Below are 26,809 nucleotides of genomic sequence, written 5' to 3'. Positions count from 1 at the left end.
TCATGTGCGCCGCGTCAGAACGTGCCCAGCTTCACGATCGACAGCAGGGCGACCAGCTGGATCGCCGAGGCGCCCAGGGCCTTCGGCCAGGGGAGGTCGTGGGAGCGGGACACCATGATCGTGAGCAGGGCGCCGGCCGCCACCCAGGTGGCCCAGCCGAGGATCTGGACGAAGGAGGCGTCGCCGCCGGCGAACATGGCGAAGACCAGGCGGGGCGCGTCCGTGATGGACATGATCAGCATGGAGAGGCCGACCGTGGGCTGCCAGGCGCCGTTGCCGCCGAGCTGGCGGGCCAGGGTGTGGGTGACCACACCGAGGATGAAGGCGCTGAGCACCATCGCGACGGCCGTCGTCAGGACGATCGGGATCGCGTTCGACAGCGTGGCGTTGATCGCGTCCTCGCGCGCGGTGTCGAAGCCGAAGACGGCGAGCAGGCCGTAGAGGAAGGTCACGACGAGGGCGGGGCCCCACATCGAGTAGTCGCGCATCTGGTGGAACGTCTGGGCGGGGGACAGGACGATGCCCTTGAGCAGGTCCTTCCAGCGCAGGCGGGGGCCGGCCGGGCCGGGGGGCGGGGCCGTGCCGGCGCGGTAGGTGTCGCCCTGGTTGTAGGGGTCCTCGTTGATCGAGAAGGCCTGGGTGTGCCCCGGGTTGTTGGCCGCGTACGGGTCGTGCGGGGCGCCCTGGGCGCCGTGCGGGTACGCGCCGTCGCCGAAGTACTCCGGCTCGCCGTGACCGCCGGGTCCGCCCGGGCCGCCGTTCGCCTGCGGCCAGCCGCCACCGCCACCACCGCCATGGCCGTACGACGGCTGCTGCGGGTACGGCTGTGGCGCCTGCGGGTAGCCGTACGACGGCCCCTGCGGCGTCTGCTGCCCGTGCGGGGGGTGTTGCGGTCGCGCGTGAGGAGCGCCGTTGTTGTTCCGGCCGCGTCCGATCCTGAATCCAGCCACGTCCTCGAACGTACCTGGTCCCGGCCGGTCGCGTGCCGGGCCCCGGCGTTCGGGCCCGGCTTTGCTGCCGAGCTGTGACATCCCCTAAGGGGACGTCAGCCGGTTCGTCCGTCCTCCGTAGGGCTCCGGGGCGGCCCGGTCCTACGGAGGACGGAGACCCGCGTCGGTCGGGGAAGGCGCCGCCGGGCCCGGACGGCGGTCAGCCGCCGAGGACCGAGCCGAGGTGGGGGGTGCCGGTGGCGGAGACGCCCGTCGTGCCCGTGCCGAAGCTGAGGGAGCCCGTGGTCGTCAGGCCGGTCGCCGAGCCGCGCAGGGACCAGACCGAGCCGTCGCCGGAGTTCTCGCCCGGCGCGGACAGGGACAGGTCGGCGCGGCCGTCGCCGGTGTGGTCGGTGAGGACGACGCGGGTGCCGAAGAGGTCGCCGGTCTCGGAGGCGCCGGGGACACCCGCGGTGTTCTGGGTGTAGTACTGGGCGTCCTCGGTGGTGAGGCCCGAGGCCGAGCCGTACAGGACGGTGACGGCGCCGGCCCCGCTGTTCTCGCCCGCGGCGCCGACGGCGAGGTCGGCGTAGCCGTCGCCGTCGATGTCGCCGAGGTCGACGCCGCTGCCGAAGAGGTCGCCGGTCTCGGAGGCGCCGGGGACACCCGCGGTGTCCTGGGTGAGGACGAGCGGGGCGCGGTCGGCGTCCAGGCCCTCCGGGCCGCCGTAGACCACCGTGACCTTGCCGCCCTTCGCGCCCCCGGCGTCGGCGGAGGTCTCCCGGTCGTTGCCGACGGCGAAGTCCGGGTGGCCGTCGCCGTCGATGTCGCCGGCCGCGGAGACGTACCCGGCCGGCATCCGCTGCAGCCAGTCCGTGTAGTTGCCGATCCGCAGGTCGGCCAGGGAGGTGGCGGCGTCGCCGGTGTGCTCCGCGCGGCCGTGCAGGACCACCGGGCCGCGGCCGTCGCCGGGGGCGTCCGCGGAGGTGAGGTGGGTGACGCCGGGCGAGGAGGACCACCAGTCGTACCGCGAGCCGGAACCGCCGTTGTGCGCGCCGGTCTTGGTGACCGGCCCGTTCACGATGGACAGGACGACCGGGCCGGTGGAGCCGACCGCGACGTCGAGGTCGCCGTCGTCGTCGAAGTCGCCCGTGGCGAAGGCCTGGCCGTAGTGGTCGTAGTCCTCGTCGAAGAAGCTGAAGAGGGACCGGGCGCCGGACAGGCCGGACTTCGAGCCCCAGACGACGACGGCCGTGCCGCTGCTCGTGTCGCCGGTGACGTCCTCGCCGGGGACGCCGACCAGGAGGTCGGCGTAGCCGTCGGTGTTCAGGTCGGCGGAGGCCACGGCGGCTCCGAAGGCGTCGCCGGCCTCGGGGGCGCCGGGGACCCCGGCGGTGTTCTGGGTGATCAGGGCGCGGGCCGAGGTGTTCGGGCCGCCGGCGCCGCCGTACACGACGGAGACGGCGCCCGCCTTCGCGTGGCCGCCGACGGTGGCGTCCGGGGCGCCGATCGCCAGGTCGGTGCGGCCGTCGCCGTTGAAGTCGTACGGGACGGCGGCCGTGGCGGCGTGCGCGGCGGGGGCCGTGAGGGCGAACGGGGTCAGGGCGGCAACGGCGAGGGTGATCGCGGCGGTGCGCAGGCGCATGGGGGACCTCGGGGCGGCGTGCGGAAGCGGGCGGGGGATCACTGGGCGATCGTCCAGGCGAAGCCGGCGTTGCCCTGGAGGGAGACGCCGCGGGCGGAGAGGAAGACGGCGCCGGAGGTGGTGAGTCCGGAGGCGGTGCCGCGCATGACGGTGATGGCGCCGTAGCCGTTCTCGTAGCCGGCGCCGGTGACGAGGTCGGCCTTGCCGTCCTTGTTGAGGTCGACCAGGCGGACGGAGATGCCGAAGGCGTCGTTGGTCTCGTTCGCGCCGGGGACGCCCGCGGTGTCCTGGGAGTACTGCTTGGCGCCCTTGCCGGTCAGGCCGGAGGCCGAGCCGTACAGGACGGTCACGGTGCCGGTGTCCTTCTTGGTGCCCAGGTCCTCGCCCAGGGCGCCGACCGCGATGTCGGCGTAGCCGTCGCCGTTGACGTCGCCCGCGCTCAGCGCGGCGCCGAACAGGTCGCCGTACTCGCCGCCGCCGGGCACGCCCTCCGTGTCCTGGTGGATCACGGTCGGCTTCTGGTCGGGGTCGGGTCCGTCCGGGCCGCCGTACCAGACGGTGATCTGCCCGCCGGTGTGGCCGTTGACCGAGTTGCCGTCGCTCGGGTCGCCGTAGTCGCCGAGGACGAGGTCGCCGTAGCCGTCCTTGTCGACGTCGGCGATCACGCCGTCCGAGCCGTCGGCGTGCGGGAGCTTGACGCGGGCGTAGTCGGATTCGGGGTGGGCGTCCCAGTTGCCCGGGTCGTGGCGGAAGTAGCTGATGTCGCCGGCCGAGTCGCCGTCGACGCCGAACGGGTAGACGCGCTCGGCCTTCCGGTCGCCGGTCAGGTCGCCCGCGAACACCTCGTAGGTGGAGCCGAGTTCGTCGACGCCCTGGTGGCTCACGGGGGTGCCGGTGCGGGTGAAGGGGCCGTTGTAGAGGTGGGTGTGGCTCTGGCCGGTGACGGTCACGTCCATGTCGCCGTCGCCGTCGAAGTCGCCGGTGGCGATGCCGGAGGAGTAGCCGCCCCACTCGGCGAGGCCGGACGGCTGGGGCAGTCCCGAGCCGCCGGACAGTCCGGACTTGCCGCCCCACAGGACGGTGACCGAGCCGACGCCGTCGCGGTCGCCGATGGCCTCGTACTGGGAGCCGACGACGAGGTCGGAGTAGCCGTCGCGGTTCAGGTCGGCGGCGGCCATGCTCTGGCCGAAGCGGTCATCGGTCTCGGCCGCGCCCGGGACGCCGGTGGAGTTCTGGGTGACGACGGTCTTCCTCGTGGCGGAGACGCCGGAGGACGAGCCGTAGAGCACGACGACGGCACCGGCGCTCTGGACGGAGCCCACGTCGGCGCTGGACGCGCCGATGGCGACGTCCCGGTATCCGTCGCCGTTGAAGTCGCCGGCCAGGCCGGAGGCGGCGGTGGCCGAAGGGGCCGACAGGGCGAGCAGGCCGCCGGTCAGTGCGACGGCGGTGGCGGTGGCCAGGGCGAGGCGGGCGGGGCGCTGGTGCATGCGGGGTTCTCCTGCGGGGGCCGGACGCGGGCGGCGTGCCGGAAGGGTGAGGGGGACGTGCCGTGGTGGTGCGGGGGCGGCGTGCGTGCGCGCACGGCGCGTGGGTGGTGCGGGGGCGGCGTGCGCGTGCACGGCGCATGATCGAGAACCGTAGAGGGCCGGTGCGCGCGGTGCGCGGGAATTTCGTGCGCCGCGGGCCGGGGCCGGCGGTGATCGCCGGTCCCGGCCCGCGGGGCGTTCGAGCAGCCGTGGACGGTCAGCCGTTGACGTGGAAGCCGTACATCGGGTAGCCCGCCGACGACAGGCCGACGGTGCCGAGGCCGATGCCGCGGCCGGTGGCGTTGATCTTCAGGCCGTCGGAGTTGAAGGTGACGGCCTGACCGTTGGAGTCGTTCTCCCACGGGATGCCGACGGTCAGGTCGGCCTTTCCGTCGCCGGTGACGTCGGAGAGGAGGACCTCGCCGCCGAAGCCGTCGCCCTCCTCGTTGCCGCCGGGGACGCCCGGGGTGTCCTGGTGCAGGGACTGGGAGCCGGTCTCCAGGAGGCCGGCGGCCCCGCCGTAGATCACGGTGACCATGCCGGCGTCCTTGAACTCGCCCAGGTCCTCGCCCGGCGCGCCGATGACGAGGTCGTCGTGGCCGTCGCCGTTGATGTCGCCGAGGGTGACCTCGTAGCCGAAGTTGTCGCCGGTCTCGTTGCTGCCGGGCACGCCGGCGGTGTTCTGGTTGACGCGCTCGATGCCGTCGGGGCCGTACGACGTGCCGTAGACGACGTCCACCGATCCGCCCTTGGCGGTGCCCGGGGTCTCCGTGCCGGGGTCCCACGAGTTGCCGATGACGATGTCGCCGTAGTCGTCGCCGTTCACGTCGCCGATGTCGGAGATGACGCCGGCGGGGAGCTTCTGGGCGCCGGAGGTGGTGATTCCGGAGGAGGAGCCGGGCAGCCAGTAGTTGGCGTTGTACGAGTAGTCGCTCTGGCTGTCGCCCTCGAAGCCGTCGACGACCAGGTCGGTGCGGCCGTCGGCGTTGGTGTCGCCGGGGGTGAGGTTGAAGATGTCGGTGCCCGAGACCTTCAGGATGGGCGCGGTGACGGTGTAGCGGCCGCCGGTGGAGCCGGACTTGGTGAAGCCGCCGCGGTAGATGTCGATCTTGTTGATGTCCGAGGCGATCGCGAGGTCGGCCTTGCCGTCGCCGTCGTAGTCGCCGGCGGCGACCACCTGGCCGAACCAGTCGTGGATGGAGCGGGTGGGGTCGGACACGGTGGTGCCGCCGGCCAGGCCGCCGGAGCCGCCCCACAGGATGACGACGGTGCCGCCGTTGGCGTCGGTGCCCGCGTCCTCGCCCGGGGCGCCCACGGCCAGGTCGGCGTAGCCGTCGCCGTTGAAGTCGCCGGGGGCGGTGTGGGCGCCGAACTGGTCGTCCTTCTCGGCGGCGCCGGGGACGCCCGCGCTGTCCTGGGTGAGGGTCTGGGTCTTGCTCGCGCCGGCGCCCTGGGGGGAGCCGTAGAGGATCGTCACGGCACCGGCGCTGCCCTTGCCGCTCACGGAGGCGAGGGGGGCGGTGACGGCGACGTCCCGGTAGCCGTCGCCGTTGAAGTCGCTGTCGATGCCCGAGGGGGCGGCGGACGCGGGACCGGCCATGGCGACCAGCAGGCCGCCGGTGAGCGCGGACGCGGTGGCGGTCGCGAGAGCGGTGCGGAGGTTCTTGTGCAAGGAGGTCTCCTGCGGTGTGCGGGACGGCCGCCGGGTACGGCCGTCCACGGATGCTGGTGCGGCATGTCACCCGTGTTCGCCCCGAGTTGTCCTGTGGTTCATGGGTGATCGCCGATCAAGAGACCTCCGAGCGGACCCGAGGGTTGTACGTGAACATGTCGAAATAGGGAAATGGCGAAACGGTGAAGCCGGGGCGGGCGTGGAGCCGGCCCCGGTGGCCCCTAGGTGTTGTTGCTCGAAGGGCCGAAGAACTCGATCTCGGCGATCGCCACCTGCTTCTTCGGGTCGGCGCCGTAGGCCGAGCGCAGGACGAAGCGCACGGCGGTCACCTCACCGACCCGGAACTTGCGGCGCTGACCACCGGCACCCTGGTCCAGGGTGATGGTGCGGGTGATCTTCTCGCCGTCGGCGAGGGTGATCTGGGCGTCGAGCTGACGCGGGAGCGCCGACTTCGAGAGCTGGTCCGGCTTGGTCGAGGTGCCGGGGGTGATCACGAGGTCCAGCAGGCGGGTCGGCCGGTCGAAGGTGGCCTCCAGCCATTCGCCCTCGGCGGCCTGCGCGATGCCGGGGCCCCACCAGGTGTTGTTGAGCTTGTCGAAGGCGAGGGGCGCGCCGTGCTCGGAGAAGGAGCGGGACGCCTTGACGCTGGACGGGCCGATCGGGGCCCGCTTGGCGAAGTGGTCGCGGGTGGCCTGGACCATCGCGCCCAGGTTCATGATCAGGGCGACGGCCAGTCCGATGACGACGGCGGCGACGACCCAGTTCCAGATGTGGCCGAAGCCCCGGCGCAGTCGTGGGCGCTCGCCCGCCCAGGCCGACTCGGCGTCCCGGGCGCCGAACATCCGGCGCCACCAGGGCAGCCGTCCCGGGACGTCCTCGCCGCGGGTCATCGACATGGCGCAGCGGGAGCAGTAGTGCCGTTCGGGGCGGTTGAGGGTGGAGCACCAGGGGCAGGGGACGCCGCCCTCCGCGTCGGACTGCGGGCCCACGGCGCGGACCTGGGGGCGGTGGGCGACGGGACGTCCGGGCAGGACCGGCGCGACGGCGGGCTCGTCCGGGGCGCGGGGCTCCGGGTCGGCGACGGGGACGAGGAGGGACCTGGCCCGCTCGGCGGCGGCAGCGTCGTCGTCATGGCGGTGGTGGTGCTGCGGCGGTGGCTCGGGGGAGTCCGTCACGGACGGCAGGGGCTCGGTGTCGTCGTCGGGGGCCGTGGCGTGCGGGTCGGCCGGGTGGGGGGCGAGGGGTGTGACGGGGGGCCGGTCGGGTGCGGTGGTGGCGGTTCCGGTGACGTGGTCCGGTCCGTCGTCGTGCCCGTTGTCGTGTCCGTTGTCGTGTCCGTACGGGGTGTGGGGCGGGGGCGTTTCCGGTACGGCGGCCCGGTCGTCGGCACGTGACGTCGCTGCCGGTGCCGCTGCTGGGGCTGCTGCCGGTGCCGTACGGGGCCGCGGTATCGCGGTACGGCCCCGGTCGTCGGAGCCGTCCCCGTGGCCGGCGTCGGTCCGGGCGGACCCGGTACTGGTACCGGTACCGGCGCCGGGGGCCGTCGTGGTCCGTGCCGTGGGCTCGGTGCGTCCCGGCCGGCCGTCGTCGGCCCAGCCGAGGACCGCTCCGCAGGAGTCGCAGAAGGACTGGCCGGGCTCCGCCGGGGTGCCGCACTCGGCGCAGCTGGGGGCGGCCCGGCCGGGTCCGGAGGACTGGCTGGTCATCTGTCGGTGGTCCTTTCGGCGGCGGTCGCGGCGGTGACCTCGACCGTGTAGGGCATGTGGGCGGGGCGGGCGGCCGCGACCAGGGTGTCCAGCCGGTGGGTGTCGGCGGCGGTCGGGTCGGGCAGCGCCAGCGAGACGTGCAGGTGCGGGCGGCGGTCGCCGGGCACCGGACCGAGCGGGCGGGCGTGCCACTCGGCGGCGCCGCTCTCGGTGATCCGCGGTGTCACGCCGAAGACCAGGCGCACCGCTTCGGACAGGCCGCGCCGGGTGCCCCGTACCCGGTGCAGGTAGGTGGCGGCGGCGACGGCGGCCCGCAGCCGCTGCTCCCCCGTGAGGCCGTCCGCCGGGGCGCCGTCGGTCTCGATGCCGTCGGTCTCGGCGCCGACCCAGTCGGCCAGCCAGCGGGTGAAGTCGAGCGGGGCGAGCGCGGGGTCGAAGTAGGAGTCCAGGTTGTCGAGGACGACCAGGAAGGGCGCGAGGACCTCGTCGAGCCCGGCGACGAAGCGCTGCGCCAGATCGTCGTCGGCGAAGATCGCGGGCAGCGTCGCGCCGATCGGCGCCGAGGAGCCCAGCCCGTCGACGGAGCCCCTCACGCGCCGTCCCCGATCACGCGGACCCGGTGGTCGAAGGAGAACACCAGGGACGGGGCGGACAGGTCGATCCGGTCGGTGGCCTCGCCGCGCTTGCCGGTGATCGGGTCGGCGGGGTGCAGCAGGACCTGGTCGACGAGTTCGACGCCGGGTACGCGCTGGAGCACGGCGAAGATCTCGCCGGCCTGTACGGGGCGGCCGAAGGGCCAGCCGGTGCCGTCGGCGCCGCCGGTGAGCGGGTCGAGGTGGCGGTAGAGGGCGTCGTGGGCCTGGCGGCGCACCCGGTCGGTGTCGGTGCCGCGGAAGGCGTGCACGGTGGCGACGACGGTGACGCCCTGGTAGAACGGCGGGCCGACGGCGAGGCGGGTGCCGATCAGTCGGCGTTCGTCGAGGTAGCGGGTGATGCGGGAGAGCAGCGCGTCGCCGGGGACGAGCTGCTCGAAGCGCAGTCGCCCGCCGGGGTCCGGCACGGCCTGGGGGACGACCAGGACCCGGACCGCGTACGCGCCGTGCTCGCTCTCCTCCCCTTCCAGGCAGGTGATGCGGGCGGTGTCGGGGGCGGCGCGGCGGGCGAGTTCCTCGTAGTCGCGCAGGGTGACCGCGCGTTCCTGGGCGCGCAGGGTGATGGGCGCCCGGGTCTTCGCCTCCTCGACGGTCTCGCCGTCGACACCGCCGCGCGCGGCCTCCCGGTTGACGACCTCGGAGACGTACGGCACGGAGCGGCGCAGGACGCGGACGGCGCCGCGGGCGACGTTGCCGGACCTGCCCCCGCCGGTGCGGTAGCGGCGGGCGCGGACGACGGCGCCCTTCGGGGGGACGGCGCCGTACTGGCGCAGGGTGCCGTCGGGTTCGCGTACCGCGGGGCCGAAGGCGATCTCGCCGGTGGTGGCGTCCAGGGTGATGTGCCGGTCGTACGGGCGGGAGGCGGCGAAGTGGGGGACGACCTCCCAGTCGGTCCAGCCGTCGTGCCCGGCGGTCTGCAGCAGGACGGGCGGGGTGTCGCCCACGACGGGCGCGTGGGCCAGGCGCAGCCGCTGGCCGGGCAGGCCGGTGGACTCGCCGAGCGGCTCGTCGCGCACGGTCTCGGCGTGCACGGCGCCGGTGGTGCCGCCGAGGGTGTACGCCTCGGCGGCCCGCACGGACGGGGAGGTGGTGTAGAAGGGCTGGCCGGTGAGGGGCTCGGTGACCCGGCAGCGCAGCCAGCCGCCCTCGTGGCCGCCGTTGCGGGAGAGGACGTGTCCGCCGGGGACGTGCAGGACGACCTCGCCGGGCCGGTTGAGGCCACCGGTGGCGTCGCGGTCGACCTCGCACTCCGTCCAGCCGTCCTCGGTCCACGCCTCCCACACCAGCGGGGGCTGGCGCGGGTCGACGCCGACGCCGTCGACGCGGCTGTCGAGTTCCAGGGCGACGGCGCAGTGCGGGACGGCGGCGCTCAGGCCGAACAGCATGCAGTCGCCGGGGCGGGGTGCCTCGGCGAAGCAGAGCACGTCCTTGCCCTCGGCCAGGTCGTCGGTGCGGTCGGCGACCGGCTCGCCCCGGTTCTGCACGGCCAGTCGGCCGAGCGAGCTGGGCACGACGGTGAGTTCGCGCTCGGTGGCGAAGACCACGGCCTCGTCGCGCTCGGTGCGGGTGGTGGCCACCTCGGTGCCCTCGGGCAGCACCACCGGCTCGTCCTGCGGCGCGGACAGCCAGAACGTGACGTCGGTACGGGCGGCGGTGGGCGGGAACAGGGTGATGCCGACGAGGTCGAGGAAGGCCAGGTGGTTCTTCTCGGGCACCCGGTTGAGGCGGTACACGATCTGGTCCGCCATGTGCGCGACCGCCTCGACCAGGGTGACCCCGGGGTCGGAGACGTTGTGGTCGGTCCACTCCGGGGCGCGCTGCTGGATGTAACGCTTGGCGTCGTCGACGAACTGCTGGAAGCGGCGGTCGTCGAGGTGGGGAGAGGGCAGGGCCATCAGCGGTCGCTTTCGGGGAGGGGGCCCGACTCGCCCGTACCGGCCGTGCCGCTCGTACCGGGCTCGTCGTGGGAGGGGATGACGTAGAAGGGGAAGACGAGGCTGCGCGGGTTGTTGGTCCCGCGGACGGAGTAGCGGACGTCGATGTGCAGGACGCCCTCGCCGGGGCCTGCGGTGACCTCCACCTCCTCGACCTCGATGCGCGGCTCCCAGCGGTCGAGGCTGGCGTACACCTCGTGCTGGATGCGGCCGGCGGTGGCCTCGTTGACGGGGGCGAAGACCAGGTCGTGGATGGCGCAGCCGAACTCCGGGCGCATCGGCCGCTCGCCGGGCGCGGTGGCCAGGACCAGCCGGATGGCCTCCTCGATCTCCTTCTCGCCGCTGACCAGGGCGATGCCCCCGGTGGGTCCGATGCGCAGGGGGAACGCCCAGCCGGATCCGACGAACTGCTCGGCCATCAGATCACCGGCTTTCCGTTGGCGGTGAGCAGACCCATGACCGGGACGGTGGCGGCCCGGATGCCCACGGCGGCCGCCGCGTTGATCTGCACGCTCCCCATCGCGGAGAGGGTGGCCAGGCCCATGGCCTTCAGGGACAGCGCGCCCTTGGCGTCGACGCTGACGGCGCCGACGGCCGAGCTGAGGCTGACCGCGCCGCGGCCCTCAAGGGTGAGCGGGCCGCCGCTCTTGATGGTGACGGACCGCCTGCCGTTCAGGGTCAGGTCGGTGCCCGCCTCGACGGAGACCGAGCGGCTTCCCTTGATGACGACGGTGCCCTTGCTGTCGACGGTGATCTCCGTCTTCGTACGGTCCAGGTTGATGATCAGCTTGTCGTCGCCGGAGGCGACGCGGACGCCCTGCTTGCGGGCGCCGGTGGTCTGGCTGAGCAGGTCGACGCGGTTGGCGTCGCGGTCGGACAGGGTGTGCCGGATCGCCCGCCGCTTCACGCCGTCGTGCAGCGGTACGTCCCGGACGGGGGACGGCTTGTCCACGCCGTTGTAGAGCCCGCCGACGACGAACGGGTGGTCGAGGGCGCCCCGGTCGAACGCCACCAGCACCTCGTCGCCCACGTCGAGCGGGAAGATCCCGCCGCCGCGCTTGCCGCCGAGCTGCACGGTACGGGTCCAGTCGGAGACGTACGTGTCGTCCAGCCACGGGAACCGCAGCTTGACCCTGCCCTGCTTGAGCGGGTCCTGTACGTCGGTGACCAGGGCGTTGGCGACACTGGGCAGACGGGGTGCGGCGGCCGCCGCCCCGGTGCCTCCGCCGCCGGAGGTGAGCCCGAACAGGGAGCGCCACTGGCGGCCGCTGACGGTGATCCAGGTCTCGTAGTGCTTGCCGTCGCCGAACACGTGCCGGGCGGACGTCACCGTGTACTTGCCCTCGAAGGGGGCGCCGACGTCGGTGAGGGTGACGGGGACGCCGGGGCGCAGCTTGGGGTTGCCGCGCACGACGACCTCCAGCTCGGCGAAGGACGAGGTGACGTCGTCGGCGAGGGAGTCCGCGGCGAACTTCACCTCGTTCTGCCGGTCGTAGGGCTTCTCCGTCTCCACGAGGGTGACGATCCCGAACGCCGAGGCGGCCTTCTGCGGGGTGGTGCCGATGGAGATGCCGGGGTTGGCGGTGGTGGGCGCGGTCGCGGTCAGTTCCTTCTTCGCGACGACGTCCCAGCCGCGCGCCTCGACCCGCCCGTACTGGTCGGCGGAGGTCACCGCGGCCCGGCAGCGCAGCACGTCGGTGCCGGCCTGGAGGACGAACGGGCTCTTCTCGCCGGGCGTGCTGGTGGGGGGCGCGCCGGAGGCCGGGTCGGGTTTGACGAACCGGAACTTCCCCTTGGCGTCGAGGGACATCACCATGTCGTTCTCGTCGGCGAGCCGGGACAGGAAGTCCCAGTCGGTGACGTTGGCCTGGCTGATGAACTCGTAGACCGTCCTGGTCGACTGCACCTCGCCGACGGCGACACCGTCCTGGCCGGCCAGGGTGCGGGCGATGTCGGACGCCGTCTGGTTGCGGTAGGCGGCGACCCGGCGGCGGCGCATCATGCGGTGGCCGCGGTCGTAGCCGCGGATCACGGTGAAGGTGCCGGTGCCGTCGTAGTCGGTCTCCATGCCGGTGACCTCGCCGGTCAGCAGCGGGTCGCCGGCGCCCTTGCCGTGGGCGACGGGGGAGATCACCACCTCGGTGCCGAACCTGATGCCCAGTTTGCCGAGCACCAGCCCGTGCGCGTCCCGGAACGTCACCCGGAAGGCACCGGGCACCCCGGCACCCAGGTCGACCCAGCCGCCGACGAGCAGCGGGGCGAAGTAGGGCGGCACGGGCTTGCCGTCGAACGTGACGTCGACGATGTTGGAGAAGGAGGGCTTGACCATCAGAACGCGACCTCCCCGGCCGCCGGAAGGATCAGTTCGGTGCCGTTGGGCAGCCGGGACGGGTCGTCGATGTCGTTGGCCTCGGCGATCGAGCGCCAGGCCGCGGCGTCCCCGTACTCCCGCCAGGCCAGCGACTGCAGGGTGTCGCCCGCCACGACCCGGTGCACGCGCCGCGCGGTGAGCGCGCCCGAGGTCGGGTTCTGCCCCTTCGTCTGGCTGGGGATCTCGTTCAGCTCCACCTGGCAGGCCGCCCTGATCGGTACGCCCGTGGTGCCGAACAGCGTGTAGTTCGCCCCCACACTGCCGATGTACGCGGTGAACCGCGCCGTGGAGAACGACCCCCATTCGAACACCACCCACGGTGTGGACGGCTGGTCCGCCGCGATGCTCTTGGCGGTCACCTCGCAGCAGGAGAACAGCGCCTCGACCTTCTTCAGCACGCTGTTGTCACCGGGGTCGCCGGAGGAGTCGAGGAAGATCTCCATCGACAGGCTCCGGCCCTCGGCCCCCATGAACTCGGGCAGCGGGCCGTCGCGCAGGGCGGCGGACGGGGTGCTCTTCCACTGGGCGCGGCGGGTGAGGGTGAGCTGCGCCGGGTTGAAGTCGAAGTCGAAGGTCTTGATCAGACCGCCCGGTGTGGTGCTGTCGCCGATGGGGGGCTCGTGGATGGCCAGCGTGGCCCGCACCAGGCTCTTGCCCGCTCCGCCCCTGGAGCCCTTGCCTCCCTTGGCTGCCATGGTCCTTCGTCTCCGTCCTCGGTGTTCGGTGTGGTGCGTTGTCTGTGGTGCCGGTCGCGGTCAGTCCGTGAATCCGTGGTGCGCGATCTCCAGGACCTCCGTGGCCACGCCCGGGTTCGCTGGGTCCAGGGAGGGGCCCTGCCAGCTCACCGGCAGTACGTCGATCAGACCCCAGCGCGCCACCTGGGAGCCGTCCGCGCGCAGCGCCGAGATCTGGGCGGTGGGGCGGGTGACGCCGGTCGTCACGGAGGAGATCCAGGCGGCGACCTTCGAGGTGTCTGGGGTCAGCGGACGGGTCAGCCGGATGGTGGAGAAGGTGACCCGGGTCGGCAACTGCCACACGAACCCGTTGTTGCCGCCCTCCCGGTACTGCTCGACCTCCACCGTCGACGCCAGCCCCTCACAACCGTTGAACGCGCCGAGGCTCTGCCCGTCGATGGTGAGGGTGAAGAAGATGGTGGATCCCGGATCGAGATCGCTGGACATCGGAGGGCCTTTCGGAGGCGGGCGGGGACGGGACGGCCGGTTACGGGTCAGGTGCGGGGGTCGCGGAGTCTGCCGATGCGTTCCCGGTCCATCCGCAGCTCGGTACGGAGGAGGCGGGTGAGCGGGCCGACCAGACGGTGGGTCAGCTCGTCGAGCTGCCCGTCGGTCAGGGCACGCGGATCGAAGGACCGCCCGGCGTGCGGGTCGTGGGGGCTGTACGGCGGGGGTGGCCCGGGATCGTGCGGCGGGGGCGGCCCGGGATCGTGCGGCGGAGGGGTGCCGGGGTCGTGCGGCGGGGGTGGCTCGGGGGTGTGCGCGGGCGGTGGTCCGGGGGTGTTCGACGGGGCCGGGCCGACGGCCTTCTTCCAGAGCGACTTCAGCGCGGCGGGCACGGCGGCACGCTGGACGGGGACCGGCAGAGCGGGGAGCGCCGGGGCGTCGGGGGCGTGCAGTCGGGTCACCGAGGGAGCGGCCGTCGTGGCAGCCCGCTGCACGGGCGGCGCGGAGGAAAAGGCGGGGGCGGCCGGAAGGACCGGGGCGACGGCGACGGCGGGGGCGCGGAGCGGGACCGGACCGGGGGAGGCGGGCACCGTGGGCGCGGGCACGGGGCTCTTCACCGGGCTCTGCGCGACGGTGCGCTGGACGGGGACGGCGGCCTGTGCGCCGGGCGGCACGGACTGCCCGGGGGCAGGGGCGAGCAGCGGCGACGCGGGCTTGGCGGGGGGTGCGGACACAGGTGCGTCCGGAGAGCTCCTGCGGGCGGAGTCCGGTGCGGGTGCGGGTGCGGGTGCAGGCAAGGGCGCGGGCGTGGTGCGGCGTTGAAGGGGAGCACCGAGGCCGGGCCGGGCGGGCACCGGTGAGCCGGGCCGGGCGAGGCGCTGCACGGGCGTGCCCGTCCCGGCGCGGGGGCCCGGTCCGGGTGCGGGTGCGGTGCTCCTGTTGTCGCCGACCGGATCGGCGGAACCGGAGCGCCGCACCACGGGCGCGGACGGAGCGGGCGGCTTGGGCCGGGTCGCCGAGAGCCGCTGAATGGGGGGCCCGATGGGCGTGGCGGCAGGTACTGGGGCGGAGACGGTGCTGCTCGGCATCGGCACGGGGACGGAGGTGGAGCCGAGCGGCGGCAGCACGGGGACGGAGGCGGAGCCGAGCGGCGGCAGCACGGCACGACCCGTGCCCTCCGCCGGCAGCCCGGGGTCCGTACGGCGCTGGACGGCGGGGGAGACGGCTCCGGGAGCCGTCGTCCCGGACGGCGGAGGGCCGGCCGGGGCACCGGGTGCGAGGGGTACGTCGCCGGGGGCGGCGGGGGCGTCGGGAAGAACGGGGGAGGGGGCTTGGCCCGCTGTTCCGGCGTTCGTGCGGCGCTGGATGGCGGGTGTGTCGCCGGGGGGTGCGGGAACGGGGGTGGCCGGGATCGCCGTTCCGGGGCTTGTGCGGCGCTGGACGGCGGATGTGTCGCCGGGGGCGGCGGGAAGAACGGGGGAGGGGGCTTGGCCCGCTGTTCCGGCGTTCGTGCGGCGCTGGACGGTGGGTGTGTCGCCGGGGGTGGCGGCGGAGGGCGCGGGAACGGGGGTGGCCGGGATCGCCGTTGCGGGGTTCGTGCGGCGCTGGACGGCGGATGTGTCGCCGAGGGGGGCGGTCGGGGTCGCCGTCCCGGGGCCCGTGCGGCGCCGCACGGTGGGAGCGGCGGCTTCGGGAGTGTTCGTGCCGGGGGACGGAGCCGTGGCCGGGACACCGGGTCGCGGCGCGGCGTCCGTGCTCCCGGCCCGCTGGACGGAGGCCGCCTCGATGGTGGGAGCGGCGGAGGGCCGACGGGTGCCGGACGCGGCCGGGACCTCGCCGACGGCGGCGACGGACGCGGAGGAACCGGACGAGGACGTGGCCCCGGGGGACACGGGAGCGTCCGTGCCCCGGTGCACCGGTGCCGGCGGGACCCGCCGGAGCGGTGCGACGGGCGCCGTGGAGCCGGGCCGGGCGAGGCGCTGCACGGCGGTCACGGGAACGGTGGCCGGCGCGGACGCGGGTGAGTCGCCCCGGGTACTCCCGGAAGGACCGGTCGACGGCCCGGCGGGCGTGGCCGGTGCGCGCTGCACCGTCGGCGCTCCGGGTGACGCCACCGGCATCCCCGAAGGACCTGCCGGAGGAGTCGGTACGGGAGACGGCACGGCGGCAGGGGCCACCAGGCCGGCGCCACCGTCCATGGGCGCGGTGCCGGGCCGCCCGGTGCCCTCGGCCCCTGGGCCGCCCGACGGTCCGGAGGCGTCGGGCCGCCGTGCGCTCGGGGCACCGCCGCCGGACCGGGCCGCCCGCCGCTGCACGGCGGGCGCGGTCTGCCGCAGGGGTACGGCCGCGGGCGCGGGGCGGAACTTCGGCGCCACGGGCGACAGCGCGGACGGCACGGCGGGAGTCAGCGCGCGGGCCGGCGCCAGGGACCGTACCGGAGGAGCCGGGGAGGGGGACGCCGCTGCCGGTGCCTGTTCCCCCGCCGCTTCTCCGGCGTCCTCACGCGGTACGGACGTCGGCCGCACGGACGCGACGGCCCGCTGGACCACGGGATCCTGCCCGCCGGGACGGCCGGCCTCCTCGACGCCGCGGGGAACCTCCGCCCCGGCCCGCACACCGGAAGGCGTGCCCGGGGCCGGGGAGTCGTGGGAGGCCGCGGGCTTCGTGAGCGGGGCGGATCCCGGGGGCGGGGCCGTCACGGGTGCGCCGAGCAGCGGCCGGCGACGCGTGCCGGAGGGCGCGCTGCCCCCGGTGGCCGGGGAGGCCGGTGAGGTGGCCGGGCGCGTACCGGAGCCGCCCCTGCCCCGGCCCACGGCGACCGGCAGGGCACGCCGTTGGACGGGCGCCGCCGGGGCCGCCGTCCGGGTCAGGGCCGCGGACCGGGGGGCCGGGGCGGGGACGGGGGTGACCGACGGGCCCGAGGGGCGGTCGACGGTGAAGGGCGCTGCCGCGCGCTGCGCCGGCGGCTGCTCCGTGCCGGGCTCGCCGGGAGCGGCGACGGGCAGGGAGAGCGCGGGCAGTTCGAGTCCCGGCGAGGGCCGCGCCGAGGCGGTGAGGACACCCTGGACCAGTCCGCCGGGTGCGCCGTCGAGCACGGCGTGGGAGAGCGTGCCGGTGAAGGCCGGGTTCTGCCAGGTGCTCAGCCTGCCGCCGAATCCGGAGTCGGCGACGGGCCACGACGGCCGGGCGGTGGCCCGCTGGATCGGCGGCAGCCCGGGCCAGGCCGCGGTACGCACCACGGCCGCGGACGCACCGCCACCGTCATCGCCACCACCGGCATCGGCCGATCCCGCGGATGTGAGTGACGTCTCCGGGGACGGGGCGGGCGTGCCGGCCCCGTCCCGCCTCCCCGGCGCGTTCCTCCGCAACCGGTCGAGGAATCCCATGCCGCGTCAGCCCTCCGCCGTGGCGCGGGTGACGAGCGAGGTGATCTGCTCCGTGTACCGGCGGCGGTCGCCGTGTTCGAGGTCCAGGATGTCCTCCAGGCTCCAGTGGAAGTGGTAGGCGATGTACGCGATCTCCTCGTGCAGCCGGTCGGTCGCGTACGTCACGATTCCCCCAGGCGGCTCCCGCCGAGTTCGACCTCGAACGGCTGCTCGCAGTGGGGACAGGTCACGCCGGCCCGGGTGTGGCCCTCGGCGTTGACCTGCCGGTAGAAGTCCTGGAGGAACGCCAGGTCGGAGGCGAACATGTTCTCCACCACCCCGTCGTGCACCAGCGGAAGCGTGCCCAGCCTGGTGATCACCCGGCCGAGCAGGACCACCGACAGGTACGCGGGGTTCTCCTGCACCCGGATGTCGCGCAGCGGGATCAGCTCGTCCCGGGCGGTCGCGAGCCGCATCACACCGTGCCGGTGCACGGTCCCGGAGTCGTCGACGTACCCGCGCGGCAGCTCGAACGGGAACTCGGTGCGCAGCACCTGGGCCGCCGGGTCGACGGGGTCGGGCACGGCCTGCTCCGGTGGTGGCGCCGGGCTCTGGGCGAACGGCCCCTGGCCGCCCCCGTCGGCGGCCCCGTCGACGGAGGCGGGGGCGGCGCCGGCCGGGAGGGATCCCGGCCGGGCGGTGGTGCGGCGCATTACTCGATGACCAGTTCTTCGAACGTGATGGTCACGGTCTCGGTCAGCGCGGCGGCCTCACCGGCCTTCACCGTGCTGGTGTCGATCTTGCTGCACCAGGCGTTGCGCATGTTGTACCGCTTGACCGGATTGTTCTGGTAGTCCATCACCATGATGGTGGCGTTCTTGCGGGCCGTGGACATCGCGCCGTTGACCGACTCGTTGATCCACTGGTTGAACGCGGCGGACTGGGTCATGCCGCGGACGACCGTGCAGGTGCCGGCCTTCTTCACACCCGGCATCTTCTTGGTGACGGGCTTGCCCTGGGCCGAGACCTGCTGGTACTCGATGACGTCCTGTTCGAGGCTGAGGCCGCTGACCTCGGCGAGGTACTCGACCATCACACCGTCGATCTGGAGGCCGAAATTGTGTGACGTGAGGGCGTCACCCGGCTGCAGACTCATTTATCTTTCTTTCCTTCGGAGGAGGGGAGAGCGGAGACCGCGGGGAAGAGGGGAAGAAGACCTCCCCTACTCCTCCAGCTCCCCGCTGCCGCTGGAGAACTGGGCCAGCCGGAAGATCACGAACTCGGCCGGCTTGACCGGCGCGATGCCGATCTCGCAGATGACCCGGCCGAGGTCGACGGACTCCGGCGGGTTGGTCTCCTCGTCGCACTTGACGTAGTACGCCTCCTCCGGCCGGGCGCCGAAGAGGGCGCCCGAGCGCCACTCGTTGACGAGGAAGGCGGAGACGTTGCGCCGGATCCTGGCCCACAACTGGTGGTCGTTGGGCTCGAACACCACCCACTGGGTGCCGATCAGGATCGACTCCTCCAGGTAGTTGAAGTACCGGCGGACGTTCAGGTAACGCCAGGCCGGGTCCGAGGACAGGGTGCGGGCGCCCCAGACGCGGATGCCGCGGCCGGGGAAGGCGCGGATGCAGTTGACGCCGATCGGGTTGAGCAGGTCCTGCTCGCCGCGGGTGATCTGGAGCTCCAGGTCGACGGCGCCGCGCACCACCTCGTTGGCGGGCGCCTTGTGCACCCCGCGCTCGAAGTCGTTGCGGGCCCAGATGCCGGCGATGTGACCGCTCGGCGGGACGGTCCTGGTCTGGCCGCTCGCCGGGTCGAAGACCTTGACCCACGGGTAGTAGAGCGCGGCGTACTTGGAGTCGTAGCCGGCGGTCTCCTGGCGCCACACGCGGATGTCACGGGCGTTCAGGCCGGGGGGCGGGTCGATGACGGCGACCCGGTCGCCCATCAGCTCGCAGTGCGCGATCAGACCGAGCTGGACGGCCTTGACGGCCTCCAGGTCGATGGCGCCGCGCTGGTAGGCGGCCATCAGGTCGGGGACGGCGACCATGGAGATCTCGTCCACGGCCTCCAGGCCGCCGAAGCCGGTGCGGTCCGCCGAGTCCCCGAGGTACTGGGCCGGGCCGGGGTGGCTCTCGGCACCACCGGCGGCGGCCGGGGCGGCCGGGGTGGCGGGAGCGGCGGCCGGGGCGACGAGGGCCACGGTCTGGTTCTCCGGGCGTACGAGCTGCGCGGCGGGCGCCGCCTCCTGCACGGTGATGAGCTTGGAGCGCTCCTTCACCTGCGTGACGACATAGGTGCGGCTGCTCTTCTTGGCGCTCACGTCGAAGCTCTCGACGGGCCGGTCGCCGTCCTTGACGACGAGCCTGAACCGCTCGGCGGGGCCCTCGCCCTCGGGGTCGGAGACCTCGACGCTGAGCGGGCCGGACCCGGCGGCCACGGCGGTCACGGTGAACGTGCCGAGCTGCTGGGGCGTCCCGGCGGGCAGCGCGGCCGGCGCGGCTGCGCCGGTCACCGCGGCGGGGGCGCCGGACGCCTCGCCCGCGGCACCGCCCGGGGCGCCGCCGACACGGACCACGTAGGCCGCGCTGCCGCCGTTGTTGAAGAAGCCGTAGACGGAGTGCGCCAGGTAGTACCCGTCGGTGAAGGCACCGAAGGCGGCGACGAACTGGGTCCAGTTGGTCACCAGGGTCGGCTCGTTCAACGGGCCGGACGGTGCGAGCCCGACGAAGGCCGCCACCGATGTCCCCACTCCCTCGATGGGGCGCGAGCCGCTGGCCACCTCCTCGACGTAGACGCCCGGCGACAGGTAGGACGGCATGCTCTGCTCTCCTCGGGGTACGAGTCAGGTCTACGCCCACCCTCGCGCGCGCAGCGCGCCGCCCGGAACGTCTGCGAGTGCCGTGTACGGGGCACCGCTGTTGCCCGGAAGGGCAAGGCACGCCGTACCTGCCCCCGAGGCTGCCCCGAAGGCCATTCCCGGCCCCCCGGGGTCCTGGCAGCCTGGCCGGTGACGTGTATCCGCCGCCGAGGGGAGTGCCCGTGCGCGGGCAGGACAAGCAGAGCAACGAACAGACCCCGGGCGTCCCGTCGCCGAAGCCCCGCCAGGGCGGCGGACGCGCCGCCGGAGGCCCCTCGGCCGGGCTGCTCGCCCTGCAACGGTCGGCGGGGAACGCGGCGGTGTCCCGGGCCGTGGCCGAGGAGCGCCACCGGCACGACGCGAGCTGCGGTCACCTGCCCGCCGGGCCGGCCTCCCCTTCGGTGCAGCGGTCGGCCGTGCACCAGGTGCTGCGCAGCGCGGGCCGGCCCCTGGACGCGCCCCTGCGGACGGAGATGGAGGCCCGGCTCGGCGCGGACTTCGGTGATGTACGTCTGCACACGGACGCGGTGGCCCAGCGCTCCGCCGCGGAGGTCGGGGCCCGCGCGTACACCTCGGGCAGCCATGTGGTGGTCGGCCGGGACGGCGCGGACAAGCACACCCTCGCGCACGAGCTGACGCACGTCGTCCAGCAGCGGCGCGGGCCGGTCTCCGGTCACGACAACGGCAGCGGGCTGAAGGTCAGCGACCCCGCGGACCGCTTCGAGCGGGAGGCCGAGGCGAACGCCCGCCGGGTGATGAGCGGCGCGGCCCCGGCGCGGGCCGGCGCGGAGGGCGCCCACGGCGGCCGGCGGGCCGTGGACACGGGTGCGCCACAGGTGCAGCGGGCCACCGAGACGGAGGAGGCCGCCCCCGCCCCCGCCGCCGCTCCCGGTTTCCGGCAGACCCGGGAGACGGATGCCAAGGACCGGGACGTGACCCTGCGCATGCTGGACCGGATGTCCCGCATCGCGCTGCAGACCATCGTCGACACCAACGGCGACTTCCTCGACCGGAAGAGGAAGAACGTCGCCCGCAGCGCGAAGAAGATCACCCCCCATCTGGCCGTGTCGCTCCTGCCCGACGGCCGCCTCGCCATCGCGGGGAACACCGGTGACAAGAAAGTGACCGCGAACGACAAGCAGGTGGTCGAGGCCGAACTGCGGCTCTACATCGACAAGTCCGACGAGGTGCAGCAGGCGAAGGCCGCGACGCGGAACCGCAACGTCGACCCGCGAGCCAACAAGGACCGGCTCAAGTTCCGTGCCCAGGTCGACGGTTCCTACGCCGGGGCGCACGGCGGGGCCGCGGGCCTGCTCGCCATCGACGAGGCCCTGAGGAAGCCGGTCCAGTGGTTCGCGGACGGTGTCGAGTCGGCGAAGGGAACCTCCCTGCACGGTGAGATGACCGTGCTGGGCAAGCACGTCGAGCACTGGCTGGCGAACCCGAGGAAGGGAGAGGCCACCGTCGAGACGGTCATGATGGGCGGTGTCAAGAAGGCCTGTCGCGGCTGCCAGTGGGCCTTCGACGCCGTCAACGAGTACATCGGCCGGCCCAACGGGTACCAGGTCGAGGCCGCGGGCACCCACGACCAGTTCTTCCCGGGCTGGGTGATGCCGGAGTGGATGAAGGCCCACCCCGAGGTCAAGGCCGCCGTCGAGCGGATGGCGCAGGCGGCCGGCAAGCGCCTGGAGGACGGGGTCCTCAGGGGCGACATGACGGAGCTGGCCCAGGGCGTCAGCCACGACCCGGACGAGTCCGCGTCCGAATGGGAGGCGGACGACTAGCCGGCGGGCCGGGGACGTACCGCCACCGGGCCGGGCAACCGGGTGCCTTTCCGGGCAGCCGACCCTGCCTCACAGGCCCCTGACCCCTCGGGGCGTGTCCCCTAACGTCGATACGTGACCCTTTGGACTTCTCTTGAACCGGCGTCCACGACGGTGGACCCCGGTGGCGGCACGACGGTGCGGTTGCGGGTGCGCAACACCGGTGACGTGGTGGACGAGTACCGGTTCGAGCCGGTGGGGGATCTCGCGCCGTGGACGCGGGTGGAGCCGCAGTCGCTGCGGTTGTACCCGGGGACCACGGGGACGGTGGAGGTGTCGTTCGCCGTGCCGCGGACGCCGGACGCGGTGGCGGGACCGCATCCGTACGCGGTGCGGATCACGCCCACGGAACACCCCGAGGCGACGGCCGTCCCCGAGGGGAACGTGACGGTCACCCCGTTCACCGAGGTGCGCGCCGAGTTGGTGCCGCCGGTGGTGAAGGGGCGGCTGCGGGGGCGTCCGAAGCTGGCGGTGGACAACCTCGGGAACACGAAGGTGACCGCGTCGATCGGCGGGAGCGACAACGGTGACCAGCTCTCGTTCGACCTGGATCCGGGCAATGTGCAGATCGAGCCCGGACGTGCGGTGTTCGTCAGGGCGCGGCTGAAGCCGCGGGAGATCATCTGGTTCGGTTCGAAGCAGGAGCGCCCGTACACGCTGGCGGTCCAGCGGTCGGGTGTCGATCCGCTCGGGGTGGAGGGGAAGTTCGTCCAGCGCGGCTTCCTGCCCGGCTGGCTGGCCACGGTGCTGGGGATGACGGTGGCGCTGGCGGTCGCGTTCGTGGTGATCTGGCTGACGTACAAGCCCGACGTCCGTTCCCTGGCCACCGAGCAGATGGCGCAGACCGAGGCCGGTGCGATTCCCGTCCCCAGCCCCGCGCTGTCCGCACCGGCCACCGTGCCGAGCGCCGAGCCGTCGCAGGAGGAGAAGGCGCCCGAACAGGAGAAGCCGGCGGACACCGGGGACTCGGCCGGCGCGGGCTCCGAGGAGAAGGAGGAGCCGTCCGGCGACGGCGGCGGCCAGAAGGAGGAGGAGGACGAGCCGGCCGTCCTGGTCGGTGACCTCATCGTGGGCAACGGGTCCGAGCGGTGCATCACCGTCCCGCTGAAGAAGGGCAAGGCGGAGGACGGCACCGCTCTGGTGCTGCAGGACTGCGACCCCGGGGCCGCCAACCAGCGGTGGGACTTCCGGGGCGACGGCACCGTCCGCTCCATGGACATGTGCATGGACGTGGCCTGGGGTTCCAAGGAGGACGGCGCCGAGATCCAGCTTGCCCGGTGCAGCGGCAACCCCGCCCAGGACTTCGTGATGAGTCCCGCGTGGGACCTCGTCAACCCGCAGGCGGACAAGTGCGTCGACGCCATGTGGAGCGGCACCGCGAACGGAACCGGGCTGCACCTGTGGACGTGCGGGGGCACGCCCAACCAGAAGTGGCAGCGGCAGTCGGCCTGAGCCGGTACCGGGCCCGCCCCGGCCGGGGCGGCTACCAGGCGCCCTCGCCCGGCACCAGCCGCCCCGCCTTGCGGTACTCCCGCCGCGCGCCCTCCAGCAGGTCGGCCGTGCTGACCGGCCCGTCCCGGTCCGCGGCCGCGTAGGCGGCGGTGACCACGGCGCTGCGGATGGAACCGCCGGACAATTCGAAGTCCCGCGCCACCCCGTGCGCGTCGACGCCGTCCGCGCACGGCACGCGGGAGAGGCTGTGCCGCCACAGCGCGAGCCGCTGGGCGCCGTCCGGGAACGGGAAGTCGACCACCAGGTCGAGGCGCCGGGTGAACGCCTCGTCGATGTTGGCCCGCAGGTTGGTGGTGAGCAGCGCGATGCCGTCGAAGGACTCCAGGCGCTGGAGCAGGTAGGCGCTCTCCATGTTGGCGTACCGGTCGTGCGCGTCCTTGACCTCGGACCGCTTGCCGAACACCGCGTCCGCCTCGTCGAAGAGCAGGACGGCGTCGGTGCGGTCCGCCTCGGAGAAGACGCGCTCCAGGTTCTTCTCGGTCTCGCCGACGTACTTGTCCACGATGGAGGACAGCCGTACGACGTACAGGTCCAGGCCCAGTTCGGCGGCGACGACCTCGGCGGACAGCGTCTTGCCGGTGCCCGACTCGCCCGCGAACAGCCCCAGCACGCCCCGGCCCCGGCCGCCGCCGGCGCTGAGCCGCCAGTCGCCGAGCACCCGGTCGCGGTGCCGGGCCCGCCGGGCCAGTTCCCGCAGCTGGGCCAGGGGCGCCTCGGGCAGCACCAGGTCGTCCCAGGTCACCGCCGGCCGGATCCGCCGGGCGTGCTGTTCGAGACCCGAGGTCGACTGCTGGCGTGCGGCGAGTCTGAGGTGGCCGGGGTCGAGGGCGGTGCCGTCGAACGCGGCGAGGCGCCGGGCGGCCCGTACGGCCCGCGCCACCCGGTCCGTGCTCAGGTGGTACGGGGCCACGGTGGCGGCGAGATCGAAGCCGAGGGGGCCGGAGGGGGCGGCAGGTGTGCCCGTACGAGCATCGGGTTCCGCCCCGCCGTCCCCGTCGTCCAGGGCCGCGGCCCAGGTGTCCACGGCGCCCGCTCCCAGCCGGGGGGCGTCCAGGACGAGGGGGTCGTGGTCGCACCACTGCGGGTCGTACGGCCGGGAGCCGGTGAACACCACCGGCACATCGGGCACCGACAGTGCCCGCACGAGTGCCCCGGGGTCGTCCGGGAGCGGGGAGACGACCACGGCGCGGTCCCGCAGCCGGGCCTCGCGCAGCAGGGCGGTCAGCGGTTCCCCGGTGTGCGGCCCTTGGGGGGTGTAGTGCAGGGCGCCGCCGGGGAGGGCCCGCGCGGCGTGCGCCAGGCCCTCGCCCTCGCGGTGCTCGCGCAGGTAGACGGTGAGCGGGGCGGCGGCCAGCCGGGCGGCGAGCCGCCCGGTGAAGGTGTCGCCGCCGGGCGTGTCCGCGGTGGACGGCACGGTGAGCGGGCGGACCCGCCCGGCGAACGACGGATCCGGGGTGTCGTCGCCGAGGAGGTGGGCGAGGAGCCGGTCCGGGACCCGCAACGACCGGCTGAGGAAGGGGCGTTCCGGTTCGTCGACGTCGAGCAGGGCCAGGGACCGCAGGGGTGCCGAGGGGTGGAAGACGGCGCGGGCCTCGGGCCGGTGCACGGGGGCGCCGCACAGGTCGAGCGCGAGCCCGGTGGTGGCGTGGCGGCGGCCCACGTCGTCGTTGAGGTAGCCGTACAGGGGCTCGAAGGAGCGGTCGAGGTCCGGGGCGAGCGCCACGAGCAGCACCGAGACCTCCAGCGGGCGCAGACCGAGCCGCCGCGCGAGCGGACCGAGCCGGTCGCCGGGGGGCTCGTCGTCCCCCGCCCCGTCGTCCCCCGGCGGGGCGGGGACGGCGCGGAGGCGGTGCCGTACGGCCTCCTCGGACAGGTACAGGCCGCGGAGCGGGTCGTCGGCGGTCGGGTCGTCGGCGGCGCGGTGCTCGACCAGCAGGGCGACCCGTTCCCGGAGCCGCGTGACGCGCTCCAGGAGCGCCTCGGCCGGGTCGTGGTGGTGGCCGTTCAACGGTTCCGCTTCCCTTGCTCGACGTGGTGCGGACGGTGGCCGCGACCGGGTGAGTCGTCCTGGGCTCCGTCGACCGAGCGGACCCGTACGACCGCGCCCTCGGTGACCGGCGGTCCTGCGTCGTACTCGGGGAAGGACGGGAACGGGACGAGCACCACCAGGTCGAGCGACGGCTTGAGTTCACCGCCGAGCGCGGACCAGATCTCGGCCAGCGACCGCGACTCGGTCTGGGTGCCGGCCACCGACAGTGACACGGAGAGCCCCAGCGCGCCCAGCGCGCCGGGCAGTTCGGCGGGCGGCAGGATCTCGCGGGGCAGCAGTGTGGCCAGTACGGCGGACAACAGGCGGTGTTCGTCCTGCGGTTGCTTGGTCCAGGCGGTGACCAGGTACGACAGCCGGAACCAGCGCGGGGGCAGGCGGCGCTTCGCGACCTGGCCGCTGCCGTCGGTGACCGCGACCGTGCCGCGTTCGCGCCGTGAGACCTCCTCACGGATGTCGTAGAGGTAGGCGTTGAGGGCGGGCGCGTTGCGGCGGGCCGCCCAGTCCCGGGTCGGGGCGTCCAGTGACACCTCGATGCCCGAGCCGGCCAGGGCGCCGCTGCCGAGAAGCCCCTTGAGGACCTCGTCCACCTCGTGGATCACCGTCGTACTCCTGCTCTGCCGTGATGCGGCTCACCGGCTCACCGGCTCACCGGCTGCCGTACCACCGGGCCGCCGGACTCCACCGATCGTGCCCTTGGACGCGCGGTGCCGTGCCCGCCCCCTGGGACGGGAGCGGGCACGACGGGCTGCCCAAGAGGGCGAATTCGGTTGCCTGTTCGGTCAGATGTAACCTTCCCGAAGGGCGTACGCGACGGCGTGCGCGCGGTTGCGGAGGTGCAGCCGGGTGGTGATGCCGTGCAACACGTTCTTGACCGTACGTTCGGAGTACGAGAGCTTTCCGGCGATCTCTCCCGTGTCCAGGCCCTCGGAGACGAGGCGCAGTACGTCGGCCTCACGGGCCGTCAGGCCGGAGGAGGGACCACCGGGATGGCCCGCCGAGGTGCGGTGCAGCGTACCCACCTGGTTGATCAGCCGGCCCAGCAGGTCACCGGGGAGGTCCCCGTCGCCGCGGGAGGCCGCCACGACGGCACGCACCATCCGGTGCGCGGTGGCCTCGTGGCGCCAGACGATCGCGCCGACCCCGCACTCGACCACGTCGAGGAGTTCGTTCTCCCGGATCGCGCCGACCACGAGCACGGCGCGGCTGCCGTCACTGCGCACGAGCTTGCGCATCCGGGTCAACAGGCCCTCGTCCAGGTGGTCGTTGATGAGGAGGGCCACGGTGTCCGGACCGGGGCGGCCGTCCTCCACCAGCTCGATGACCGGGTGCCGGCGGAGTTCACTGGCCGCGCCGGCCCGGGAGATGGGGTCCGGGGCGTCGACCACCACGGGGATCCGGGTCCCCTGCCCGGCGGCCGGGGCCGTTTCCGAGGTTCCGAACGAGCTGCGCAACCGATTCCCCATACCCGAGTTGCGGGCACCGCTGTGGTGTCCGCGTCCGATGCTTCGGTCACACACTCCTGTGCCGGGTGGGACGCGGACAATCGTGGAGAACCACGAGACGCACCACGAGATCA

The 26,809-nt window shown here is 73.9% G+C and carries 21 protein-coding genes; 2 read left to right on the top strand and 19 right to left on the bottom strand.

Features of this window, described 5'->3' with window-relative positions:
- Window positions 1-14 precede the first annotated feature (14 nt).
- From AMK33_RS14190 to AMK33_RS14120, 16 genes are all read right to left on the bottom strand, one after another.
- On the bottom strand, window positions 15-1,031 hold the full coding sequence (locus tag AMK33_RS14190) for a Yip1 family protein (protein ID WP_073933172.1): 1,017 nt from the start codon (window positions 1,029-1,031) through the stop codon (window positions 15-17).
- A 118-nt stretch (window positions 1,032-1,149) separates the two neighbouring features.
- Window positions 1,150-2,574: an FG-GAP repeat protein gene (locus AMK33_RS14185; RefSeq protein ID WP_073933171.1), complete on the bottom strand. Its 1,425-nt coding sequence runs from the start codon at window positions 2,572-2,574 to the stop codon at window positions 1,150-1,152.
- 38 nt (window positions 2,575-2,612) lie between these two features.
- Window positions 2,613-4,064: an FG-GAP-like repeat-containing protein gene (locus AMK33_RS14180; protein ID WP_073933170.1), complete on the bottom strand. Its 1,452-nt coding sequence runs from the start codon at window positions 4,062-4,064 to the stop codon at window positions 2,613-2,615.
- A gap of 256 nt (window positions 4,065-4,320) precedes the next feature.
- Window positions 4,321-5,775 (bottom strand): FG-GAP-like repeat-containing protein, encoded by a 1,455-nt coding sequence (locus AMK33_RS14175; RefSeq protein WP_073933169.1) that lies wholly within the window; start codon window positions 5,773-5,775, stop codon window positions 4,321-4,323.
- 221 nt (window positions 5,776-5,996) lie between these two features.
- Window positions 5,997-7,481, bottom strand: coding sequence for an NADase-type glycan-binding domain-containing protein (locus tag AMK33_RS14170; protein WP_073933168.1), 1,485 nt, complete (start codon window positions 7,479-7,481; stop codon window positions 5,997-5,999).
- Window positions 7,478-8,074, bottom strand: coding sequence for a phage tail protein (locus tag AMK33_RS14165; RefSeq protein ID WP_073933167.1), 597 nt, complete (start codon window positions 8,072-8,074; stop codon window positions 7,478-7,480). Before AMK33_RS14165 ends, AMK33_RS14170 begins: the two co-directional genes overlap by 4 nt.
- Window positions 8,071-10,029, bottom strand: a complete 1,959-nt coding sequence (locus tag AMK33_RS14160; RefSeq protein WP_073933166.1) for a putative baseplate assembly protein — start codon at window positions 10,027-10,029, stop codon at window positions 8,071-8,073. The genes AMK33_RS14165 and AMK33_RS14160 overlap by 4 nt, the downstream gene beginning before the upstream one ends.
- Window positions 10,029-10,487 (bottom strand): GPW/gp25 family protein, encoded by a 459-nt coding sequence (locus AMK33_RS14155; RefSeq protein WP_073933165.1) that lies wholly within the window; start codon window positions 10,485-10,487, stop codon window positions 10,029-10,031. Before AMK33_RS14155 ends, AMK33_RS14160 begins: the two co-directional genes overlap by 1 nt.
- Window positions 10,487-12,397: a VgrG-related protein gene (locus AMK33_RS14150; protein ID WP_073933164.1), complete on the bottom strand. Its 1,911-nt coding sequence runs from the start codon at window positions 12,395-12,397 to the stop codon at window positions 10,487-10,489. Before AMK33_RS14150 ends, AMK33_RS14155 begins: the two co-directional genes overlap by 1 nt.
- A complete protein-coding gene (locus AMK33_RS14145; protein ID WP_073933163.1) occupies window positions 12,397-13,134 on the bottom strand; it encodes a CIS tube protein in 738 nt (245 codons plus the stop codon). The genes AMK33_RS14150 and AMK33_RS14145 overlap by 1 nt, the downstream gene beginning before the upstream one ends.
- A 60-nt stretch (window positions 13,135-13,194) precedes the next feature.
- A complete protein-coding gene (locus AMK33_RS14140) occupies window positions 13,195-13,620 on the bottom strand; it encodes a phage tail protein (protein WP_073933162.1) in 426 nt (141 codons plus the stop codon).
- Window positions 13,621-13,667: 47 nt separating this feature from the next.
- Complete coding sequence (locus AMK33_RS44710) at window positions 13,668-16,859, bottom strand: hypothetical protein (RefSeq protein WP_073933161.1); 3,192 nt, start codon at window positions 16,857-16,859, stop codon at window positions 13,668-13,670.
- Window positions 16,860-17,012: 153 nt separating this feature from the next.
- Window positions 17,013-17,171, bottom strand: a complete 159-nt coding sequence (locus AMK33_RS42830; protein WP_095534630.1) for a DUF6760 family protein — start codon at window positions 17,169-17,171, stop codon at window positions 17,013-17,015.
- Window positions 17,168-17,698: a hypothetical protein gene (locus tag AMK33_RS14130; RefSeq protein ID WP_073933160.1), complete on the bottom strand. Its 531-nt coding sequence runs from the start codon at window positions 17,696-17,698 to the stop codon at window positions 17,168-17,170. The genes AMK33_RS42830 and AMK33_RS14130 overlap by 4 nt, the downstream gene beginning before the upstream one ends.
- Window positions 17,698-18,141 (bottom strand): phage tail protein, encoded by a 444-nt coding sequence (locus AMK33_RS14125; RefSeq protein ID WP_073933159.1) that lies wholly within the window; start codon window positions 18,139-18,141, stop codon window positions 17,698-17,700. Before AMK33_RS14125 ends, AMK33_RS14130 begins: the two co-directional genes overlap by 1 nt.
- Before the next feature lie 66 nt (window positions 18,142-18,207).
- The gene (locus AMK33_RS14120) at window positions 18,208-19,809 is read right to left on the bottom strand and encodes a phage tail sheath family protein (protein ID WP_073933158.1); all 1,602 of its coding nucleotides are present in this window, start codon (window positions 19,807-19,809) and stop codon (window positions 18,208-18,210) included.
- A 221-nt stretch (window positions 19,810-20,030) separates the two neighbouring features.
- On the opposite strand from AMK33_RS14120, the gene AMK33_RS43800 reads away from it, so the two are divergent.
- Together AMK33_RS43800 and AMK33_RS14110 are read left to right on the top strand one after the other, a co-directional pair.
- Window positions 20,031-21,632 carry an eCIS core domain-containing protein gene (locus AMK33_RS43800; protein ID WP_443030917.1) on the top strand — a complete coding sequence of 534 codons (1,602 nt, stop codon included), beginning with the start codon at window positions 20,031-20,033 and terminating at the stop codon, window positions 21,630-21,632.
- Between the two features lie 114 nt (window positions 21,633-21,746).
- Window positions 21,747-23,123 (top strand): ricin-type beta-trefoil lectin domain protein, encoded by a 1,377-nt coding sequence (locus AMK33_RS14110; RefSeq protein WP_073933157.1) that lies wholly within the window; start codon window positions 21,747-21,749, stop codon window positions 23,121-23,123.
- A 31-nt stretch (window positions 23,124-23,154) separates the two neighbouring features.
- Here AMK33_RS14110 and AMK33_RS14105 read toward each other — a convergent pair whose 3' ends face one another.
- The 3 genes from AMK33_RS14105 to AMK33_RS14095 all read right to left on the bottom strand — a co-directional run bounded on the left by AMK33_RS14105 (window position 23,155) and on the right by AMK33_RS14095 (window position 26,696).
- Entirely contained in the window at window positions 23,155-25,191 is a 2,037-nt protein-coding gene (locus AMK33_RS14105; protein WP_073933156.1) for an ATP-binding protein, read from the bottom strand.
- On the bottom strand, window positions 25,188-25,832 hold the full coding sequence (locus AMK33_RS14100; RefSeq protein WP_073933155.1) for a DUF4255 domain-containing protein: 645 nt from the start codon (window positions 25,830-25,832) through the stop codon (window positions 25,188-25,190). The genes AMK33_RS14105 and AMK33_RS14100 overlap by 4 nt, the downstream gene beginning before the upstream one ends.
- A gap of 180 nt (window positions 25,833-26,012) precedes the next feature.
- Window positions 26,013-26,696 (bottom strand): helix-turn-helix transcriptional regulator, encoded by a 684-nt coding sequence (locus AMK33_RS14095; RefSeq protein ID WP_079194863.1) that lies wholly within the window; start codon window positions 26,694-26,696, stop codon window positions 26,013-26,015.
- Window positions 26,697-26,809: the final 113 nt, after the last annotated feature.

It is taken from the genome of Streptomyces sp. CB02400, from assembly GCF_001905725.1.
In the GTDB taxonomy this organism is placed as follows: Bacteria; Actinomycetota; Actinomycetes; order Streptomycetales; family Streptomycetaceae; genus Streptomyces; species Streptomyces atrovirens.
This window is presented reverse-complemented; position numbering and strand designations above follow the sequence as displayed.

Coding starts and splice junctions, on each gene's coding strand:
- AMK33_RS14130 (WP_073933160.1), bottom strand. CDS start 17,698: ATGCGCCGCACCACCGCCCGGCCGGGATCCCTCCCGGCCGGCGCCGCC.
- AMK33_RS14140 (WP_073933162.1), bottom strand. CDS start 13,620: ATGTCCAGCGATCTCGATCCGGGATCCACCATCTTCTTCACCCTCACC.
- AMK33_RS14185 (WP_073933171.1), bottom strand. CDS start 2,574: ATGCGCCTGCGCACCGCCGCGATCACCCTCGCCGTTGCCGCCCTGACC.
- AMK33_RS14095 (WP_079194863.1), bottom strand. CDS start 26,696: ATGGGGAATCGGTTGCGCAGCTCGTTCGGAACCTCGGAAACGGCCCCG.
- AMK33_RS14150 (WP_073933164.1), bottom strand. CDS start 12,397: ATGGTCAAGCCCTCCTTCTCCAACATCGTCGACGTCACGTTCGACGGC.
- AMK33_RS14190 (WP_073933172.1), bottom strand. CDS start 1,031: ATGTCACAGCTCGGCAGCAAAGCCGGGCCCGAACGCCGGGGCCCGGCA.
- AMK33_RS14120 (WP_073933158.1), bottom strand. CDS start 19,809: ATGCCGTCCTACCTGTCGCCGGGCGTCTACGTCGAGGAGGTGGCCAGC.
- AMK33_RS14180 (WP_073933170.1), bottom strand. CDS start 4,064: ATGCACCAGCGCCCCGCCCGCCTCGCCCTGGCCACCGCCACCGCCGTC.
- AMK33_RS14125 (WP_073933159.1), bottom strand. CDS start 18,141: ATGAGTCTGCAGCCGGGTGACGCCCTCACGTCACACAATTTCGGCCTC.
- AMK33_RS14160 (WP_073933166.1), bottom strand. CDS start 10,029: ATGGCCCTGCCCTCTCCCCACCTCGACGACCGCCGCTTCCAGCAGTTC.
- AMK33_RS14145 (WP_073933163.1), bottom strand. CDS start 13,134: ATGGCAGCCAAGGGAGGCAAGGGCTCCAGGGGCGGAGCGGGCAAGAGC.
- AMK33_RS14170 (WP_073933168.1), bottom strand. CDS start 7,481: ATGACCAGCCAGTCCTCCGGACCCGGCCGGGCCGCCCCCAGCTGCGCC.
- AMK33_RS14155 (WP_073933165.1), bottom strand. CDS start 10,487: ATGGCCGAGCAGTTCGTCGGATCCGGCTGGGCGTTCCCCCTGCGCATC.